Raw genomic sequence first — 18,849 nt, forward strand, 5'->3', positions numbered from 1 at the left:
CCGCAGGCGAATCTCGCTCGAGTTCGACATGCGCTTCGCTTCTCCCGAACTCGAGGAGATCACACGGTCGGCGGATGGATCACGTACTAGCTGACGCCGTTGACGCTCGCCGAAAATGAGTTGACCGACGCGCCGACGCTGCCGCTCCACGGCTCGAAGCCGGCCTGGATGCTGGTGAGGTACCACGAGTTGGTCACCGGCTCAATGGTTTCCGTATTGTCGACAAAGCCCAACACATTGAAGTTGTTCCAGGAGTTCATCGGCGTGCTGGCGACGTAGGACACCACGTTGTTCTGACCGTTGCTGCCCTCCCAGACCACGAAGCTGCGCCCGTCGATCGTGCTGTTGCCCACCACCGAGCCGACCGGCTGGATCGGCCCCTGGTGGTTGAACCAGATCATGATCTCCTGGTGGTTGACGCCGTTCGTTATCGGCGTCGGATTCAGCCAGATGTCGTAGGACGCGTCGTAGATTCCGTGGCTGGGATAGGTGTAACTGATGCTGCTGGTGGCGGTTTGGATCTGGCTCAATTGCTCGGGCAGGGGAGTCCCCGGCGAACTGGCGCCATAGGCCGTGCCCAGATAGACCGACGGGTATCCCAGCGGGGCCCCGTTGGTGGGTGCGGACCCGTTTTCCCCGGTGATGGTGAACCCGGTGGAGGTGACGTCGATGGTCTGCCCGTTGGGGTTGTTGTAGGCGTTGTTCTGGACCAGGTAGGAATTTTCGATCGTCGTTTTTCCGTACTGGGTGGTGATCACAGTGTCGCCCGTTCCGGGTCCGCTGCCCGTGCTGTCCGTTCCCGTTCCAGTTCCAGTTCCCGTTCCCGTGCTCCCTGTGCCGGTGCTGCCGGTGCCCGTGCCAGTACCCGTGCCGGTTCCGGTTCCCGTGCCCGTCCCGGTTCCGGTGGGGATCGAGTGTCCGTCGACCAGCAGATGTGTGGGCGGGGAGTAGGAGCCGGTTTGGCTGGCTTGGAAGCCGACCGTCACTGAATGACCCGGCGCGATCGTGTTGTTGTAGCTTTCGGCGGTCAGGGTGTATTGCGTGCCCGAGTGGACGACCTGCGCGTTCCAGGCATTGGTGATGGATTCGTTTGAGGGCAGGTTGAATTGGGCCTGCCAGTTGGTCAGCGGGGTCGAGCCGGTGTTGGTGATCGTGTAGTCAGCGGTAAAACCGTTGGCCCACTGCGACGACACCGTGTACGTCGCCCCTAAACCGGTCCCGCCGGCGCCGGTTCCCGTGCTTCCTGTCCCGGTTCCGCCTGCGCCCGTTCCGGTTCCGGTGCCCGTACCTGTGCCCGTCCCGGCACCCGAACCCGAACCAGTCCCGCTACCCGAACCCGAACCTGTCTCGGCACCCGAACCCGTTCCAGTCCCCGTGCCCGTTCCAGTCCCCGAACCCGTTCCAGTCCCCGTGCCCGTGCCCGTTCCGGTACCCGTGCCCGTTCCGGTACCCGTGCCCGTTCCGGTGCCCGCGCCGGTTCCGGTGGGGATCGAGTGTCCGTCGACCAGCAGATGGGTGGGTGGGGAGTAGGAGCCGGTTTGGCTGGCTTGGAAGCCGACCGTGACCGAATGACCCGGCGCGATCGTGTTGTTGTAGCTTTCGGCGGTCAGGGTGTATTGCGTGCCCGAGTGGAGGACCTGCGCGTTCCAGGCATTGGTGATGGATTCGTTTGAGGGCAGGTTGAATTGGGCCTGCCAGTTGGTCAGCGGGGTCGAGCCGGTGTTGGTGATCGTGTAGTCAGCGGTAAAACCGTTGGCCCACTGCGACGACACCGTGTACGTCGCCCCTAAACCGGTCCCGCCGGTGCTGCCCGCTCCGCTGCCTGTGCCGGTGCCCATACCGGTGCCGGTTCCCGTGCCACCAGTCCCCGTCCCCGTACCCGTACCCGTACCCGTACCCGTGCCAGTGCCAGTGCCAGTGCCAGTTCCGGTGCCCGTGCCCGTTCCGGTGCCCGCGCCGGTTCCGGTGCCCGCGCCGGTTCCGGTGCCCGCGCCGGTTCCGGTGGGGATCGAGTGTCCGTCGACCAGCAGATGGGTGGGCGGGGAGTAGGAGCCGGTCTGGCTGGCCTGGAAGCCGACCGTCACTGAATGACCCGGCGCGATCGTGTTGTTGTAGCTTTCGGCGGTCAGGGTGTATTGCGTGCCCGAGTGAGCGATCTGCGCGTTCCAGGCATTGGTGATGGATTCGTTTGAGGGCAGGTTGAATTGGGCCTGCCAGTTGGTCAGCGGGGTCGAGCCGGTGTTGGTGATCGTGTAGTCAGCGGTAAAACCGTTGGCCCACTGCGACGACACCGTGTACGTCGCCCCTAAACCGGTCCCCCCGGTACCGGCCGACGACGTTGCCCCACCAGCCGAGTTCGCAGTGGATGCGGACGCGTAATCAGTCGCGGTACTCGTCGTGTTGCCGCTCGCCTTCAAGGCCGCGGCGCTGGCGCGAACCTGCCCGCCGGTTCCACCATCTGCCGAGAGGCTGATCTTCCCGTTGGCCCCGGCCGCTCGGGCACCCGTCCCGTTGATGCTCGTCGCTGCGGATCCGTTGTGCCCGCCGGCGCCGCCTTTGGCCACCGATTGAACACCGTTGGCGCCGGTCAGTGCGGTCACCATACTGCGCGCCTCCTGCGCCACGCTCTGCAGGCGCGACGCGTTGGCCGCCTCCGCGTTCGCATACAGCGCCGCGCCGGCAGTCATCGCCCGCTCGAATTGAGCGTGAAATGCCGCCGCTTGGGCGATCAGCGCTCTATATTCGTGACCGTACGAGCCGAATAGTGTCGCGATGGCCGCAGATACCTCGTCGGCGGCCGCCGGTGTTACCCGCGTTGTCGAGACTGTTGCCGCGGCGCTGGCCGCGCTGAGTCTCGAGCCGATCTCGGCGATGTTTGCCGCCGTCGCCGCTAGTGCGTCCGGCGTGGAAATCATATATGGCATGTGCAATCCCCTGGCTGACGTATCACGCAGTTATCACGTTCCTATCACGGCCTGATCACGACCAGTAAAACACTGCGATGTGATGCACATGGCGTTTCGACAAATTTGTGCGAAGTCTTTCAATCGCACGCCCCGAATGGGTGCCGGCAGCCATTCGCTACCCAGGCCAAAAACAAAGGTGGCTCGGGTACACGAACGTTGCGGGGCGGAGCGGTCGGGGAACAGCGGCGTCGCGTCGTGTGGGGCGGCGCGGCGGCTCTGTCCGAAACCACGAAAGAGGTGTGGGGAAGGACGGCGGCAGACATGCGCACGGTGCAATGAACTGGCGCTTCGGGTCTGACGTGGCTGGCCGCGTCCACATCGCGTCGCGGGCATCGAGCTCAGATCCCCGGGCTGCCGCGGTTGCTGCGCCGGTGGCTCCTGTGCATTCGGCCGGAACTTTCGCGTCGTCCGGCGCGATGGCTCGTGGCCCGGAACCAACACGCCGTCTCTCATCCCGCAACCGACGGCGCCGGCCGCAGCGGAGGCTGATTCAGCGCATCGAGTGCGGTGAAGATCCTTTTTCACCGGTTGGCGCCGGGGGCGGGCCTGCGACGGCGCGCCGCGACCGTCGCGGCAGAGCGCGGCCGACTACGGCCAGTGCGCTCTTTTGTGCGTAAACCAACCCGCAAACCTGATAACGCCGGAAATTCGAGGCGGAAATTAACGAAAGAATTCAGGCAACCGTGCAAAAACGCGTTTCGCCGACGGCGCTTTCCACCGGCCCATGCGACCAACCCGGGTTTCATGCATCCTGGAGGTTCTGTGAGACGCCGGTTGATCGCGTGTCGGGAAGGGCAATGAGAAGCCTCAACTTGGACGGGCCAGCCGCCCACCGTGCAGTCAGCCGCGCGCTACCCGGCGCTCCGTTGATCCCCGGTCGACCAATCGAACGAGTGATATTGCGATTACACGCCTCGGATGCCCGGGACAAGAGCCGGGCGCCATCGCGTTCGGAGGACGATTTCCCTTGCAGAATGGCCGGCGAAAATGGGTGAATCAGCTACCGAATGCTTTAACCGGGAGTATGACATGCAGGCGCGAACTCTGGTCCCCGCGGCCACGGCCGTAGCCTCGGCCGCCGTCATCGGTGGGTTGGCGAGCCGTCCGGCCGCATCGCCGTGGTATCGATCGCTGCGCAAGCCGCCGTATCAGCCCCCACCGCAAGCGTTTCCGATCGTGTGGCCGGTGCTCTACGCGGACATCGCGGTGGTCTCGTCCAACACACTCGACGAGCTGGAGCGTCGCGGGAGAAAGCCGGAGCGTCGGCAGTACGTCATGGCATTGGCGGTCAACCTGGCGTTGAATGCCGGCTGGTCGTGGCTGTTCTTCCAGCGTCGCCGGCTGGGCGTCTCCGCGCTCGCCGCCGGGGTGCTCACTGTCAGCAGCGCCGACCTGGCGCGCCGGGCGATGGACGCGCAGGGCGGGCGCGCCGCTCCGCTGCTCTTGTACCCGCTGTGGTGCGCGTTCGCGACGGCGCTGACCGGGCACGTGTGGTTTCTCAATCGACGCTGAGGGAATGAGATCGTGATGAAACTGACCAAGCTCGCCGAACAGGTTGCCGAATCGCTGGTCGCGGTCGTCGGAATCCGCGTGGGGACCGAGGAGCCCGGCTACACGCGCCGGGAGCTCACCGACACCGTCGAAATCCGGAGCTACGGCCCGCGCATCGCCGCCGAGACCACGGTGCCGGGAGACCAGGAGCGCGCCCGCAACGTCGGCTTCCGCCGGCTCGCGGGCTACATCTTCGGCGGCAATCGCGGCGGCCAGGCGATTGCGATGACGGCGCCGGTGGGCCAGCATGCGAGCGCGGGCCAACAGATCGCGATGACCGCGCCCGTCGTGCAGGCGGCCGACGCCGAGCGCGGCTGGGTGATCCGCTTCTTCATGCCGTCGAAGTGGACCATGGAGACCCTGCCCACCCCTGATGACGACCAGGTCCGCCTGGTGACCGTGCCGCCGCAGACGGTGGCGGTGCTGAAATTCAGCGGCGACCGGAGCCCGGCGGCCGTTGCCGCCCGCACCGCCGAGCTCAGGAACATCCTGCGCGACAACGACATCACCCCGATCGGCGGGGCCGATGCGTGGTTCTACGATCCGCCGTGGACGTTGCCGTGCCGGCGCCGCAACGAGGTGGCGATCCCCGTCGAGCCGTGATGGGACGCAACGTCGGCCCCGTCGTGGTGGTGGTCGGGATTCTGGTCGTCGCCATCGGTGTCCTGATCTGGGTGGGCGGCTTCTCGTGGTTCGGCCGCCTTCCCGGCGATGTCCGGATCGAGCGCGGTAACGTGCGCGTCTACGTTCCGTTGGTGTCGATGCTGCTGGTCTCGGTCGTGGCGACGTTGTTGCTCTCGGTCGTGCGGCACCTGTTCCGCCGTTGAGCCGGGAGGTCTGATGAGTCGTCACCAAGACGACAGAGACGCCAAAGTGGACGCCCGCCAGTTGACCGGCGTCTCGGAAACTGCGCTGCTGACCTTGTACGGCAGGGCCTACCAGGCCGGGCGACCCGACGCGATCCTCGACGACCCGATGGCGATCGAACTCATCGAGTCCATCGACTTCGATTTCGCGAAATTCGGCCGCCGGGGCCAGGAGATGGCGCTGCGGTCGCTGGCGGTGGACCGGTGCGCGACCGAATATCTCACGGGGCGGCCCCGCGCGACCGTCGTCGCACTCGCGGAGGGCTTCCAGACCAGTTTCTGGCGCCTCAGCAGGGCACTGCCCGACGCACCGTTTCGTTGGGTGTCGGTGGACTTGCCGCCGGTCATCGAGCTGCGGCGGCGCCTGCTGCCGCATTCGGAGCGGATCACGTACCTGGCGCAGTCCGCGCTCGACTACAGCTGGATGGCCGAGATCGACGACGCCGACGGCGTTTTCATCACCGCCGAGGGTTTGCTGATGTACCTCCAACCGCACGAGGCGCTGGGCCTGATCGCCGAGTGCGCCAAGCGGTTTCTCGGTGGGCAGATGTTCTTCGACCTGCCGCCGACCCTGGTCAGAAAGCTAGCGCCGCGCGGGATGCGGTCCTCCAAGCGCTACCGGGTGCCGCCGATGCCGTTCAGCCTTTCGGCGCGTCAACTCGCGGATCTGGCCGGCACCACGCCCGGGATCCGGGCGGTGCATGACCTGCCGATGCCGCGGGGGCGGGGCTTGTTCTTCGGGACGCTGTTTCCCGCGTTCTGGCAGTGCGCGCCGCTGCGGTCGTTCCGCGGCGCCTACACGTTGCTCGAGTTCGGCTGACTCACCAGACACGTATCCAGTCGACGAGCATGTCAGCGGGGTAGGTGCCCGGTCCCGGATCGCCGCCGCCGGAACCGGCGACCGCAAGGTTGAACACGGTGAACACCGTGTAGCCGGGCGCGTTGAACGGCCAGTCCGGCAGGGAACTCGCCGGCACGTCGAAGTAGGGCTGCGCGCCGTCGGTGTAGTCCTTCCAGAACCGGATCCCGGCCTCGTCCCACTGGGTTCTCCACGTGTGCCAGGCGCTGTCCACCGCGATGTTGTGGGTCTTCCACTCCCCGCCGTTGGCCTTCGCGTGCACGGTGGTGGCCGACGGCCAGTTGCCGTTGCCGTACCACTCCATGATGTCGATCTCGCCTTGGTCCTGGTTGCCCAGCCAGTAGGCGGGCCAGGCGCCCGGCGTCAGGCAGTTCAGCTTGATCCGGGCCTCCCAGGTGTGCCCGACGCCGCCCCGCCACAGGCTCTGCACCTTCCCGCTGTAGTACGTCGGGCCGTCTTTGGCGGCGCGCAGCACGAGGTTGGACTTGCCGTCGACGTAGACGTTCCGCCGGTTGTCGCGGTACTGGCCGATGTTCTCGGGGCGCTCCCAGTACGTCGGGTCCTTGATGGTTTCGCGGGCCTGCGCCACCGTCCACTTCGACGGGTCGGGCGCCGAGCCCGCCGGCCCGTCGAACTCGTCGTGGAAAACGTAGCTCCCGGACTGGCCGCTGGGGGCGACGGGCAGCGGGGTGCGCTGCGCGCGGGCCTCGGGACCGGGCAAGACGGCTGCCAGCACGCCGATCCCGGTGGTCAACATCATGCGGCGGCGATCCATCTCCGGCATAAGCAAGGGACGATAGCAGCCCGATACGAGCCGGGGCCCGGCCGAAGCCGGTAGCAATCGGCCCGCCCGGCCCGCGAATCTTGTCGGTGCTCGCCACTACCATCCTGTTTGGTGGCCGGCCCGAGAACCGGCGGCGACAGGGAGCGGCTGAGCATTGCGGCATTTTCATGGCAAATTCTCATCTCTCGGGATGGTTTGGTCTCAGGATTGGTCGGGCATCCTGAAATCACGAACCAACAACCACACCTGTCTCACGGCGCGGCCGGGTCGCAATGCTTCGGAAGGAGTTGACAATCGTGGCAAACACTTCAGAGGCGACGGTTATTCTTCTTGACTCCCACCCGGTGTGGCTCGCGGCTCAACGACGTGCGCGGGAGCGCGGCGAGGCCATGCTGCGCCATCCCTCCGCCCAGGCCGGACGACGACGCGGCCCGTCCGTCGGCGGCGCGGCCGGCCTGCGCGCTTTCGGGGGTTATTCCAGCTCCGATACACCGGCCTGAACTTCGTCCGCAATCGCCCTGCCCGAACACGGTTGATCAAAGGCACATACATGGCGTCCGGTCGCCGTAAAGCGCGCCCGCTAACCGACCGGCGCGGTGTTTAGCGCTATTTCCAGTGACCGACGGGCGGGAACGGATCGCCCGTCAGCGGAACCGCCCGAGGGGGGGCACGGCCCCCACGCTGCGCCCGCCCTCGGCGCCACGACTTGGCCCGAAAACGAAAAGCCTTGCACCGTAACGCAGCGCGCACTCGGCCCTGGGACGCACTGACGGGCATAATTCGGCATGTGCCACATACGCGCCAGACGGGGAGAACTCGCCAATCCAGACTGGCCGCACGGTGCGGTTCTGCGCGAATTGGGGCGCCACACCGAGCGTTACAAGCCCGGGTGGGCACCGAAATCACGGCAGCGACGAGGCGTGGGCGCGGCGACGGCGAATCGCACCGGGTCACCTTCGCGGCCGTTACCATGGAGAACGAACGAGCCCTTGGCCGATCAAACAGCAGGTCCGCCACTCCGTTGTCCACGTACGCCCGTGCGGGCCGGAAGGGAGCGGACGCCATGGTTGTGGGTACCGGCGCCGCGGAAGCGGCAACGACGCAATCTGTCGGCACCCGGCTCGCACGTCCGACGGCGCCCAACGCTGTCGCGGCGCCGCCCGTCGACTCCCCCCGGCCGCGGACCTGACGTTCGCCATGCCCGACAGCTTTCGTTTCACACGCGACGAGGATTGGAGCCCGTTGCTCGGCGACACGGAATTGATTCGCGGCGCCTACAACGACACCCCGGTGATCCTGTGCACGCTCGACTGGCCGGGGCATCGGCTCACCGCGTGCAATGCCGCCTACCGCGCCCGTTTTCCGGGCGCCGAAATCGGCGCGCCCGCTGCCGAACTCGCGTCCGAGCTCGGCCGTCAGGGGCTGCGCGACGCCTGCGACCGCGTCTACCGAACCGGTGACCCGCTGCGAGTCACCGACCTGCGCCTCCCCGAATTCGGCAGTCCGCGAGAACGTTTCGCGGACCTGACCGTCGTTCCACAGCGGGGACGCAACGACGAGATCGTCGGCCTGCTGATCGCCGTCACGGACATCACCGAGCAGGCGCAAGCCCGGATGGCCGCCGAACGGCGGGCCGAACAGATGGTCGGAAGTTTCCGGTCGCTGCAGGATGCGGTCACCGCGATGCAGCAGGCACTGCTCCCGCCGGTGGTACCGGTACTGCCCGGCGCCGACATCGCCGCCGCCTACCTGGTGGCCGCCGAGGACTCCGTCGCCGGCGGGGACTGGTTCGACGCCATTCCCGGGCCCGCCGGCCGGGTCGCGCTCGTCGTCGGCGACGTCGCCGGTCACGGGCCGCACGCGACCGCCGTGATGGCGCAACTGCGCACGGCAACCCGCATGCAGCTGACCGTCGGCGCCGGCATCGGCGAAACCCTGCGGACGGTCGACCTTTTCGCCGCCGAGGTCGCCGGCGCCAAGCTGGCCACGCTGTGCATCGCGAACCTGGCCACCTCAACCGGGGAGTTCGAATACTGCACGGCCGGCCACCCGCCGCCGCTGGTGATCCACAGCGATGCGACATCCCTCTATCTGGAACCGACCGGCGCCGGTCCACTCGGCAGCGGCCGCGGCTTCGCGACCAGGACCGCACACCTGGCGGTCGACGACGTGGTGCTGCTCTACAGCGACGGGATCCTCCAGCGACCGGCACGCTCGCCCAGCGCCGCCAGCGTCGAGGTCGCCGACGTGACGGCGCGGATCCTCGCCGGACAGGGCTTCCCTGCCGAGTCGGCACAGCCCCCGGTCGAGAGGCTCTGCTCGCAGGCGATCCAGGCGCTGGTGGGCAGGTCCGGCTACAGCGGCGACATCACACTGCTGGCCGCGCAGCGACGCACCCCGCCACGTCCGCTGCGCGTCGTCACGCGCGCGGACGCCGGCGCCGAGCGCCGGATGCGGGCACGACTGCGCGACTGGCTCGCAACGCTGGGCGCCGATCCCGCCAGCGGCCACCTCGTCGAGCATGCGGTCAGCGAGTTCGTCGCCAATGCCGTCGAACACGCCTATGCGGCCACCGCTCCCGGCGACGTGGTGCTCGAGGCGGCGCTCGGCGACGACGGCAAAGTGCGCGCCAGCGTCGCCGACCGCGGGACGTGGAAGCACGACGCGACACACAGCCCGCATCGGGGACGCGGGCTGTCGATCGCCCACCTGCTGGTCGGCGACACCGTGGTCAGCCGTAGCGGCCACGGGACCACGGCCGGATTGACCCATCGGCTGACCCGGGCGGCTCACGTCGTAACCGACCCACCCGTCGACCTCTCCGCTGCGGACACCTGCTCGCCGGAGACGTTCGACATCGGCGTCAGCGATGACGGCTATGTGGTGGTGGCCGGCGACGTGGACGGTCTCGCCGCGCCCAGCCTGGCGGGGTTTCTCTTCCGGCACAGCCGCGCCGGCGCCAGAGCACTCTCCATCGACCTGAGCGCGGTCACTCACCTGAGTTCGACCGCGGTCGGTGTGCTCGCGGAGGCGTGCGATCGCGCCGCCCGTCAAGACACTGCCTGCAGGCTGGTGGCGCCGCCGGGGGGAACGGCGTATCACGTGCTGTCGCTCGTCGGTCTGCCGATTGCGGTCGAGCGGTCCGCCGGCGCCACCTAATTTAAGCCGCGTTTGCAAACATCCGGCGAACGGCAACCCCTGACCCCCGCTTCGGTGTGAAGCCTGGGCGACACGCCCAAAATCCTTCAGTTCACACAGGATGCCTCGCCGCGAATGGCACGCCCCCGAACAAGGTCCACCCGATAGGGGGCGTTCGGCCCTACCCGGTTCACGGCGGGGATGCGACGGTGAACTCGACATGTAGGAGCCCCGAGGGGAGACGGGTTTGACCGAGACCACCGAAAAGCTGACCGAGTTGCCGTTGCCGCAGCTGCTGACCGAATTGGACAGCTCCGCAGCGGGTTTGACGACAGCCCAGGCACAGCAAAGGCTGGAACGCTACGGGCCCAACGAGATCGCAGAACGGCACCGCAATCCGGTGCTGGAGTTTCTCAGCTATTTTTGGGCGCCGATCCCCTGGATGATCGAGGTCGCGCTGGCGTTGTCGGTGGCCGCGCAGCACTGGATCGACGCGGCGATCATCGGCGTGCTGCTGGCGATGAACGGGCTGGTGGCCTACTTCGAGGAACACCAGGCGGCCAACGCGATCGCCGCGCTCAAACAGCGTCTGACGTCCTCGGCCCGGGTGTTGCGCGACGGCACGTGGGTGACGGTGGCCGTGCGCGAGTTGGTGCCGGGCGACGTCGTGCGGGTGCGCCTGGGTGATGTGGTGCTCGCCGACCTGCGGATCCTCGACGACGTCGCCCTCGAGGTGGACCAGTCGGCACTGACCGGCGAATCGCTCGCCGTGACCCGCGGGCAGGGCGACGCCCTGTTCTCCGGGTCGGTGGTGGTGCGCGGCGAGGCCGACGCGCTGGTGTGCGCCACCGGGGTCGCGTCCTACATGGGCAAGACCACCGCGCTGGTCGAGAGCGCGGGCACGGTCAGTCACTTCCAGCGCGCGGTGCTGCGCATCGCCAACTATCTGATCGTGATCGCGCTCGTCCTGGTCACCCTGACTGTCGTGGTGTCGCTGATCCGGCACAATCCCGTGCTGCAGACGCTCGAGTTCGCGCTGGTGGTCACGATCGCCTCGATCCCGGTGGCACTGCCGGCGGTGCTGTCGGTGACGATGGCCATCGGCGCCCGGCAGCTGGCGCGCCACGAGGCCGTGGTCAGTCACCTGCCCGCGGTCGAGGAGCTCGGCGGCATCGACCTGTTGTGCTCGGACAAGACCGGCACCCTGACCCAGAACCGCCTCGCGCTCGCCGCCCGCTGGACCGCCACGGCCGTCAGCGACGACGAACTGCTCACGGCGGCGGCGCTGGCCTCACGCGTGGAGGACAACGACCTCATCGACCTGGCGGTGATGGCCGCCGCGGGCTCACCGCCGCCGGGGCGGGTCGAGAAGTTCGTTCCGTTCGACCCGGTCAGCAAACGCACCGAAGCCACGGTGCACGACCCCGACGGCCGTGCCTTTCGGGTCAGCAAGGGCGCACCGCAGGTCATCGCCGCGTTGTGCGACGGCGACGGCGCGGTCACCGAGGTCGACGGCGTGGTCGAACGCTTCGCCGCGCACGGGTACCGGTCCCTCGGGGTGGCCCGGACCGACGGCGAGGGCTCCTGGCGGCTGATGGGTGTGCTGGCGCTGGCCGACCCGCCCCGCGACGACTCCGCGGCGACCATCAGCGCCGCCGAGGAGCTCGGCATCGACGTCAAGATGGTCACCGGCGACCAGGTCGCCATCGGCCGCGAGATCGCCCGCCAGGTCGGCCTGGGCCAGAACATTCTGGACGCCGCCGTCCTGGACAGCGCCGACGACGACGACCTGGGCGCGCGGGTGGAAACGACCGACGGGTTCGCGCAGGTGTTTCCCGAGCACAAGTACCACATCGTCAAGCTGTTGCAGGCCCGCGGGCACATCGTCGGGATGACCGGAGACGGCGTCAACGACGCCCCCGCACTCAAGCAGGCCGACGCCGGCATCGCGGTGTCCGGCGCCACCGACGCCGCGCGCGCGGCCGCCGACGTGGTCCTGCTGGCGCCCGGGTTGTCCGTCATCGTGCAGGCGATCGGGCTGGCCCGGGAGATCTTCGCCCGCCTCACCAGCTATGCCACCTATCGCATCGCCGAGACCATCCGGGTGCTGTTGCTGATCACCCTGGCCGTGGTGTTCATGAACTTCTTCCCGGTCACCGCCGCGATGATCGTGTTCCTGGCGTTGCTCAACGACGGCGCCATCCTGTCCATCGCCTACGACCACGTGCGTGGCTCAGCCAAACCCGTCAAGTGGGACATGCGCGCCGTGTTGACAATCGCCACCGTGCTGGGCGTGATCGGCGTCGTCGCGACGTTCACGCTTTTCTTCCTCGCCGACAAGGTCTTTCACCTCGACCGTGACTTCATCCGCACGATGATCTACCTGAAGTTGTCGGTCGCCGGCCAGCTGACCATCTTCCTCACCCGCACCCGCGGCCCCTTCTGGTCCGGACCCGCACCCGCACGGTTGCTGCTGGGCGCCGTCCTCACCGCGCAGACCATCGCGACGCTGATCGCGGTCTACGGGGTGGCGATGACGCCGCTCGGGTGGCGCTGGGCCGGGCTGATGTGGGCCTACGCGGTGGTGTGGTTCCTGTTCAACGACCGGGTCAAGCTGGCCGCCTACTGGTGGCTCGACCACCACCCGCGCCGGGAGCAGCCACAAAATCAGCGCGCCAACATATCTCGGCATCAATCGGCCTGAGACCCGACGGACGGCCACGGATGGGCACGGACCCTGCCGTTGGGCACACGTCCAGACCGCGGGGCATTGCGGGACTTTGGTCCCTGTTTTCGGGCCGCGTCGGCCGCCAGGATGCAAGGCGAGACGGAATGGAACGTTTGGCGCTACGGGTCAGGCCACCGTGGGCGCCGGTCGAGGAGGAACGGTCGTGAGTGTCCCGCTCCACCTGCAAGGTTCGGTGCGGCAGGACGATCTCGACCGGCTCGTCGCCGGCGACCATCACGACCCGCACCAGATCCTGGGCGCGCGCTTCCGGCACGACGGCGACTCGGGCGGCGCGGTGGAGATCCGCGCCTGGCGACCGGATGCGCAGGACATGGCGGTGCTGACCCACGGGGAGCGGCTGCCGATGCGCCGCATCCACCCCGCCGGTGTCTTCGCCGCCGCACTGAATACCGATGCCGTGCCCGGCTACCGCCTGGAGTCGACCGACCGCGACGGCCGAACGACCTACTTCGACGACCCCTACCGCTACTCGCCGACGATGGGGGAGATGGACCTGCACCTGTTCGGCGAGGGCCGGCACGAGCGGCTGTGGTTGCGCCTGGGCGCCAATGTGCGCGTCCACGAAGGCCGTTCCGGCACATCGTTCGGCGTATGGGCTCCCAACGCCAAAAGCGTACGGGTGGTCGGGGACTTCAACGGCTGGGACGGACGGGTGCACCCGATGCGGGTGCTGGGCGGCTCGGGAGTCTGGGAGATCTTCCTGCCGGGCGTCGGCCCCGGGGCACGCTACAAGTACGAGATCGTCAGCCAGGACGGGCACCACAGCCTGCGCGCCGACCCCTTCGCGTTCGCCGCGGAAGTGCCGCCCGCCACCGCCAGCATCGTCACGTGCGGCACGCACGACTGGCAGGACGCGCAGTGGGTCGCCGAGCGGGCCACCGTGAACCTCATGAGCGCCCCGGTCTCGATCTACGAGTGTCATCTCGGATCGTGGCGGCGAACCTTGGACGCCGACGGCACGTGGCGCCCGCTGACCTACCGCGAGACCGCCGAGGTGCTGCCGCAGTACGTGGCCGACCTGGGGTTCACCCATGTGGAATTCCTTCCGCTGGCGCAGTATCCGTTCTCGGGCTCCTGGGGCTACCAGGTGACCGGCTACTACGCGCCGGCGGCGCAGTTCGGCAGCCCCGACGATTTCCGCTACCTGGTGGACCGGTTGCACCAGGCGGGGATCGGGGTGCTCGTCGACTGGGTGGCGGCCCACTTCCCGAAGGACGACTGGGCCCTGGCCCGCTTCGACGGCACGGCGCTCTACGAGCACGCCGACCCACGACAGGGCGAGCACCCAGACTGGGGCACGCTGGTGTTCAACTACGCCCGCGCCGAAGTCCGCAACTTCCTGCTGGCCAACGCCTTGTACTGGATCGAGGAGTTCCACATCGACGGCCTGCGGGTGGACGCCGTCGCCTCGATGCTGTATCTGGACTACTCCCGCAGCGACGGCGAATGGGTGCCCAACCCGTTCGGCGGCCGGGAGAACCTCGACGCCATCGGCTTCCTCAGGGAAGTCAACGAGGTGGTCTACCGCCATCACCCGTGGGCGATGATGGTGGCCGAGGAATCGACGTCGTGGCCGGGCGTGTCCCGTCCCACGTTCCTCGGTGGCCTCGGCTTCGGGTTCAAGTGGAACATGGGCTGGATGAACGACACGCTCGTGTACTTCGGCAAGGACCCGGTCCATCGCCGGTTCCACCACCACGAGCTCACGTTCTCCTTGCTCTACGCGTTCCACGAGAACTTCATTCTGCCGCTCAGCCACGACGAGGTCGTCCACGGCAAGGGTTCGCTGCTGGCCAGAATGCCCGGAGACCGCTGGCAGCAGTTCGCCAACCTGCGGTCGCTGCTGGCCTGGATGTGGGCTCACCCCGGTCGGCAGTTGCTGTTCATGGGCGGCGAGATCGCCCAGAACGACGAGTGGCGATACGACGCCAGCGTGGACTGGCACCTGCTGGACTACCCCGAGCACGCTGGGATCCAGCGCCTGGTCTCCCGGCTCAACGCGGTCTACCGCGCCGAACCCGCCCTGTGGGAGCAAGATTTCGACTGGCCGGGATTTCGCTGGATAGAGCCGAACGACGCCGACAACAGCGTGCTGTCGTTCCTGCGGTTCCCGAAGAGCGACCAGCCGGTGGTGGCCTGCGTCGCCAACCTCACCCCGGTGGTCCGGCACGGGCACCGGATCGGGCTTCCCGCGGCGGGCCGGTGGATCGAGGTCCTCAATACCGACGCGACCGAATTCGGCGGCAGCGGCGTGCGCGTCGGCGACCTCACCGCGGAGCCGATCGGGTGGCACGACCTGCCGTACTCAGCCGCCCTGACGCTTCCGCCGTTGAGCGTCGTCTGGCTGACACCCGACGACGATCGAAACCGCCGGTGACGTCTCTCCCTATCGCCGGTATTGCGGGCAGTAGGCGGTGATCGCCGCGTTGACGCCGGCCGCCGCCTGCGCGGGCGTCAATCCGCTCTTGTGCTGGGTTGCGGCGGCCGCATCGGCGGGGCTGCCCCCTTCTTGCAGCCCGGCGCACACCCCTCGGGCGGTGGCGGTTGCCTCCTTGGGGTCGCTGACGGTGACCCCGGGAATCTGTGAGGCCAGGTTGAGATACACCTGGTCGGGACCCGACGCCTGTCGCCTCGGGACCGGCGGCGCGTGCGTCGGCGCGGCCGCGACGGGCGCATGGGCCGGGAGTGCCGCAGGTGGCGCCGGAGCGCGTCTGGGCGCCGGCGCCGGCGCGACCTGGACGGACCGGGCGGGCGTCGGTAGGGGGGATGGCGGTGGCGGAGCCCCCGCAGATGCCCGTCGCTGCGGAGCCGGCGCCGACGGTGGCGCGTGGTTCACCGACTGCCGGGACCGCGCCGGGGCCGGGGACGCGGCGGTCCGGTCGTGGCGTGGTGCGCCGTTGGCGCTTTCCACGGCGTAGCCGGTGGCGCCGACGAGGTCGAATGCGAGCATGGCCGCCGCGGCCGCGAAAATTCGTCGCCGCCTGCGTCGTTGCTGCTTGCCGACGTCGATGGGGGGCAGGACCACGCTCTCGGGCGGCCGGACCGCCAGCGGAATCTGCATGGTCGAGGCCGTGTCCGTCGGCGTCCGCCAGAGCGCCGCCTCGGCGAACGCGCGGGCGAAATCGGTGCATCGGGGGAATCGGTCGGCGGGGTCCTTCGCGAGGGCCACGGCGAGCACCGGGTCGAAGGCCGCGAGTTTGGCGCGGGTCTTCGCCAGCGCCGGCGGCGGCGCGGTGAGGTGGTGGCTGATCACCGCCACCGGATTCGTGTGGGGGAACAGCGTGGTTCCGGTCAACAGGTGATAGGCGGTGGCCGCCAGCGCATACTGGTCGGCGCGTCCGTCGGTCGGTTCGCCCGTCAGTTGTTCGGGTGCGGCATAGGGAAACGTGCCGATGGTCATGTTGGTGGCGGTCAAGCCACTGGAGTCGGCGATGTGGCGGGCTATGCCGAAGTCGCCCAGCAGGATTCTCTGTTCACCGTCACCGGGTTTGGCGAGCAGGATGTTCGCCGGGTTCACGTCGCGGTGCAGGAGGTCGTGGTGCTCGTGGGCGTAGTCGAGCGCGCCGGCGATCGCCGCGATGATCGTGGCGACCTGGTCTGCCGGCATGCCGACCGGGTAGCGGTCGCGCAGGAGGCTGGCGGCGTCGGTGCCGTCGACGAAATCCATCGCGATCCACAGCCGCCCGTCGCACTCGCCCCGATCGTTGACGCGCACGATGTTCGGATGCCACAGCGCGGCAGCCAGGTCCGCCTCCCTGATGAAGCGCCGGCGGTACTCGTGGTCGGCCGAGACGTCACCGCCCAGGATCTTGAGCGCTTCGCGGCGCGGCAGCCGCGGGTGCTGGGCGAGGTAGACCTCGCCCATACCGCCGGATCCCAGTAACCGGACGATCGTGTATCCGGCGAACACCTGCGCGGTGCGCAGGAGCGGCGTGCTCATGGTCTTCTCCTCGATAGGCGGTCCTGCAACGCCCACCATCCGATTTCAGCACATCACCGCGTTCGCCGATAGGGGGTAGGACATCTTGCGCGCCATGCGATCCCAGGCAGGCCGGATCGCCGTCAGAGCATCGATTTGATCATCATTCCGCCGGAGCCCGCGGAATGGGTGGAGGCGTTACCGTCCTGCCGGTAGTCGATGAAGGCCGAGAGCAGGTTCGAGGTGTTCAACAACTCGTCGAAGACACCGAGGACGGGAATGGTGCCCTGCTGTGTGGATATGTCGGCGGTGTAGTCGATGGAGGCCTGCTGCTGGAAGTTTGCGCTGTGCAGCGCTTTCGTGGTGGGGCCGCTGAGGTTCGTCACGTTGGTCAATCCGGTGGTCGGCGTGCTGGTCAACCTGTTGATGTCGGCCTGCAGCTCGGCGAGGATATCCGGCCCGCCGGCCATTTTGACCTCCACTTGGATACGCGCGGTGGAGTCGGCGTTGTAGAGCGTGATCCAGTTCGGGCCGCGGTTTGTGAGGGTCCAGCCCGGTGCCGGGGTGAGCGAGATGCCGTTGGCGATGTTGATCGCCCCGGCCGACGTGAGCGCGATGGCCACACCCCATTTCCCGGCACTCGGATGTGAAAATCGTTCGGGGGCAACGGGTTCTGGCCCGCCGCGCGCGGCAGCAGGAGCTGCGGCGGGCGCGTGTCCGTCCAGTGCCGGCCGGGACGGTTCGGGCGGGTTGGTGACGCCGCTCAGCACGATCGCCGCGGTCACTGCGGCCGCGACGAAGATGATCCCGATGATGGTGGCGGCGACGGCGACCGGCCGCAGTCGGTGCCCGACGTGCGCGCTGCTGCCCGGGTACCGCACCGGCGGAGGGGTGTTCGGTGGTGTTGATGACATCGTGGCTTCCGTTTCGCGCTGTCGTGGTCAGGCCGTCGGTGCGGGACCCGCGGGGCCGGGCGCCGGGGCCGAATGGCGCGCCAGTGCCGCCGTGGCGGTTCCGCACACCTGGCAGAACGCGGCACCGGCAGCGAGTGCTGCACCGCAGGGCGCGCAGATCTGATCGGTGGCGGGGGCGCTTTTCAGCGTGGCGTCTCCGGTCAGGGCGGCCGCCGTGGCGAACACGACCGGCTGGAGGAAGCCGAGTGTCAGCGCGATGAACGCCACGTGCGCCGGATCCCCGGCAGTCGCCTCGACGTGGCTGAATGCCCCGCGCTGCACGACCAGGCTCAGTCCCAGTGACAATGCGGCGCCACTGAGCGAGCAGACGACCACGGCATCGACGGGGTGCCGGAAGGCGGGGCGAGCGGTGATCGACATCGGCGCGATCAGCGCCGCAGCAAAAGCCACCACCGGGACCAGCACGCCCAGTTCGAGGATCTGGGTGAGTGAGGGCAACCGGTGCTCCGGTGCGGCCAGCAACACCGGCTTGGTGAAGTAGCCCTCGAGGAGGCCCACCCCCGCGCCGAGGAACACCGACAGCACAACCGCCACACCGATGACGGTGAGGGGCTCCCGACGCCAGACGTCGTGGTCGTGCACGTAGGTCAGCACCACCGCGGGCAGTGCAATCGCCGCCAACACCAGCGCCACCGACAGCACCCCGAACGCCGCGGCGACCAGCGCCGCCAGCAACGTCACCGCGATCGCGGTGCGGTAGATGTGGTGGCGGCCACCGGCGAGGTGCGGCATGAGCGTGCTCATCACCGCCAGCGCCCGAACCGGCCCCTCGGGATGGGCGGCATAGTGCCCGGACCGGTCGATCGCCGGATGCAATGGCGTGCCGCACCGGCCGCAGAAGCGGGCCGCATCAGGGTGGGAGGTCGCGCAGCTGGGACACTCCATTATACCCTCCGGTGCTCACCCTCTGAATGCGTTGGCGCACCAAGCTTTCCCACGAGGCACGACGATGGCCGACCGCGCGCGCCAAAGCCGCTGAGCCGACCGTACAGTCGATCGGCTCAGCGGCGCCAAATCCGTAAGTCCTCTGCTGCCGGGACCAA

The 18,849-nt window shown here is 68.3% G+C and carries 12 protein-coding genes; 7 read left to right on the forward strand and 5 right to left on the reverse strand.

Going from position 1 to position 18,849, the window contains the following annotated elements; genetic code table 11:
- Positions 1-86: 86 nt before the first annotated feature.
- Complete coding sequence (locus ACJ512_RS15510; protein WP_461479752.1) at positions 87-2,924, reverse strand: cellulose binding domain-containing protein; 2,838 nt, start codon at positions 2,922-2,924, stop codon at positions 87-89.
- Between the two features lie 1,071 nt (positions 2,925-3,995).
- On the opposite strand from ACJ512_RS15510, the gene ACJ512_RS15515 reads away from it, so the two are divergent.
- The 4 genes from ACJ512_RS15515 to ACJ512_RS15530 are packed head-to-tail and all read left to right on the forward strand — an operon-like array spanning position 3,996 to position 6,203.
- Positions 3,996-4,478 (forward strand): TspO/MBR family protein, encoded by a 483-nt coding sequence (locus ACJ512_RS15515; protein ID WP_407687045.1) that lies wholly within the window; start codon positions 3,996-3,998, stop codon positions 4,476-4,478.
- Positions 4,479-4,493: 15 nt separating this feature from the next.
- Complete coding sequence (locus ACJ512_RS15520; protein WP_407687044.1) at positions 4,494-5,120, forward strand: SOUL family heme-binding protein; 627 nt, start codon at positions 4,494-4,496, stop codon at positions 5,118-5,120.
- Entirely contained in the window at positions 5,120-5,344 is a 225-nt protein-coding gene (locus ACJ512_RS15525) for a DUF2905 domain-containing protein (RefSeq protein ID WP_407687043.1), read from the forward strand. The genes ACJ512_RS15520 and ACJ512_RS15525 overlap by 1 nt, the downstream gene beginning before the upstream one ends.
- A gap of 13 nt (positions 5,345-5,357) precedes the next feature.
- Positions 5,358-6,203 (forward strand): class I SAM-dependent methyltransferase, encoded by an 846-nt coding sequence (locus ACJ512_RS15530; RefSeq protein ID WP_407687042.1) that lies wholly within the window; start codon positions 5,358-5,360, stop codon positions 6,201-6,203.
- 1 nt (position 6,204) lies between these two features.
- Here the strand turns inward: ACJ512_RS15530 and ACJ512_RS15535 are convergent, their stop codons facing one another.
- Complete coding sequence (locus tag ACJ512_RS15535) at positions 6,205-7,026, reverse strand: glycoside hydrolase family 16 protein (RefSeq protein WP_407687041.1); 822 nt, start codon at positions 7,024-7,026, stop codon at positions 6,205-6,207.
- Between the two features lie 1,242 nt (positions 7,027-8,268).
- Here ACJ512_RS15535 and ACJ512_RS15540 point away from each other — a divergent pair.
- The 3 genes from ACJ512_RS15540 (at position 8,269) to glgB (ending at position 15,290) form a co-directional block, all read left to right on the forward strand.
- Positions 8,269-10,185 carry a SpoIIE family protein phosphatase gene (locus ACJ512_RS15540; protein WP_461479753.1) on the forward strand — a complete coding sequence of 639 codons (1,917 nt, stop codon included), beginning with the start codon at positions 8,269-8,271 and terminating at the stop codon, positions 10,183-10,185.
- A gap of 226 nt (positions 10,186-10,411) precedes the next feature.
- A complete protein-coding gene (locus ACJ512_RS15545) occupies positions 10,412-12,868 on the forward strand; it encodes a plasma-membrane proton-efflux P-type ATPase (RefSeq protein ID WP_407687039.1) in 2,457 nt (818 codons plus the stop codon).
- Between the two features lie 187 nt (positions 12,869-13,055).
- Positions 13,056-15,290 carry a 1,4-alpha-glucan branching protein GlgB gene (gene glgB / locus ACJ512_RS15550; protein WP_407687038.1) on the forward strand — a complete coding sequence of 745 codons (2,235 nt, stop codon included), beginning with the start codon at positions 13,056-13,058 and terminating at the stop codon, positions 15,288-15,290.
- 9 nt (positions 15,291-15,299) lie between these two features.
- Here the strand turns inward: glgB and ACJ512_RS15555 are convergent, their stop codons facing one another.
- From ACJ512_RS15555 to ACJ512_RS15565, 3 genes are all read right to left on the reverse strand, one after another.
- Positions 15,300-16,853 (reverse strand): serine/threonine-protein kinase, encoded by a 1,554-nt coding sequence (locus ACJ512_RS15555; protein WP_407687037.1) that lies wholly within the window; start codon positions 16,851-16,853, stop codon positions 15,300-15,302.
- 122 nt (positions 16,854-16,975) lie between these two features.
- The gene (locus ACJ512_RS15560) at positions 16,976-17,617 is read right to left on the reverse strand and encodes a hypothetical protein (protein ID WP_407687036.1); all 642 of its coding nucleotides are present in this window, start codon (positions 17,615-17,617) and stop codon (positions 16,976-16,978) included.
- 156 nt (positions 17,618-17,773) lie between these two features.
- A complete protein-coding gene (locus tag ACJ512_RS15565) occupies positions 17,774-18,691 on the reverse strand; it encodes a hypothetical protein (protein ID WP_407687035.1) in 918 nt (305 codons plus the stop codon).
- Between the last annotated feature and the right edge of the window lie 158 nt (positions 18,692-18,849).

Origin of the sequence: Mycobacterium cajalii, from assembly GCF_045809005.2 — a bacterium.
Classification (GTDB): Bacteria; Actinomycetota; Actinomycetes; order Mycobacteriales; family Mycobacteriaceae; genus Mycobacterium.

Coding starts and splice junctions, on each gene's coding strand:
- ACJ512_RS15535 (WP_407687041.1), bottom strand. CDS start 7,026: ATGCCGGAGATGGATCGCCGCCGCATGATGTTGACCACCGGGATCGGC.
- ACJ512_RS15520 (WP_407687044.1), top strand. CDS start 4,494: ATGAAACTGACCAAGCTCGCCGAACAGGTTGCCGAATCGCTGGTCGCG.
- ACJ512_RS15515 (WP_407687045.1), top strand. CDS start 3,996: ATGCAGGCGCGAACTCTGGTCCCCGCGGCCACGGCCGTAGCCTCGGCC.
- ACJ512_RS15530 (WP_407687042.1), top strand. CDS start 5,358: ATGAGTCGTCACCAAGACGACAGAGACGCCAAAGTGGACGCCCGCCAG.
- ACJ512_RS15525 (WP_407687043.1), top strand. CDS start 5,120: ATGGGACGCAACGTCGGCCCCGTCGTGGTGGTGGTCGGGATTCTGGTC.
- ACJ512_RS15565 (WP_407687035.1), bottom strand. CDS start 18,691: ATGGAGTGTCCCAGCTGCGCGACCTCCCACCCTGATGCGGCCCGCTTC.
- ACJ512_RS15555 (WP_407687037.1), bottom strand. CDS start 16,853: ATGAGCACGCCGCTCCTGCGCACCGCGCAGGTGTTCGCCGGATACACG.
- ACJ512_RS15510 (WP_461479752.1), bottom strand. CDS start 2,924: ATGCCATATATGATTTCCACGCCGGACGCACTAGCGGCGACGGCGGCA.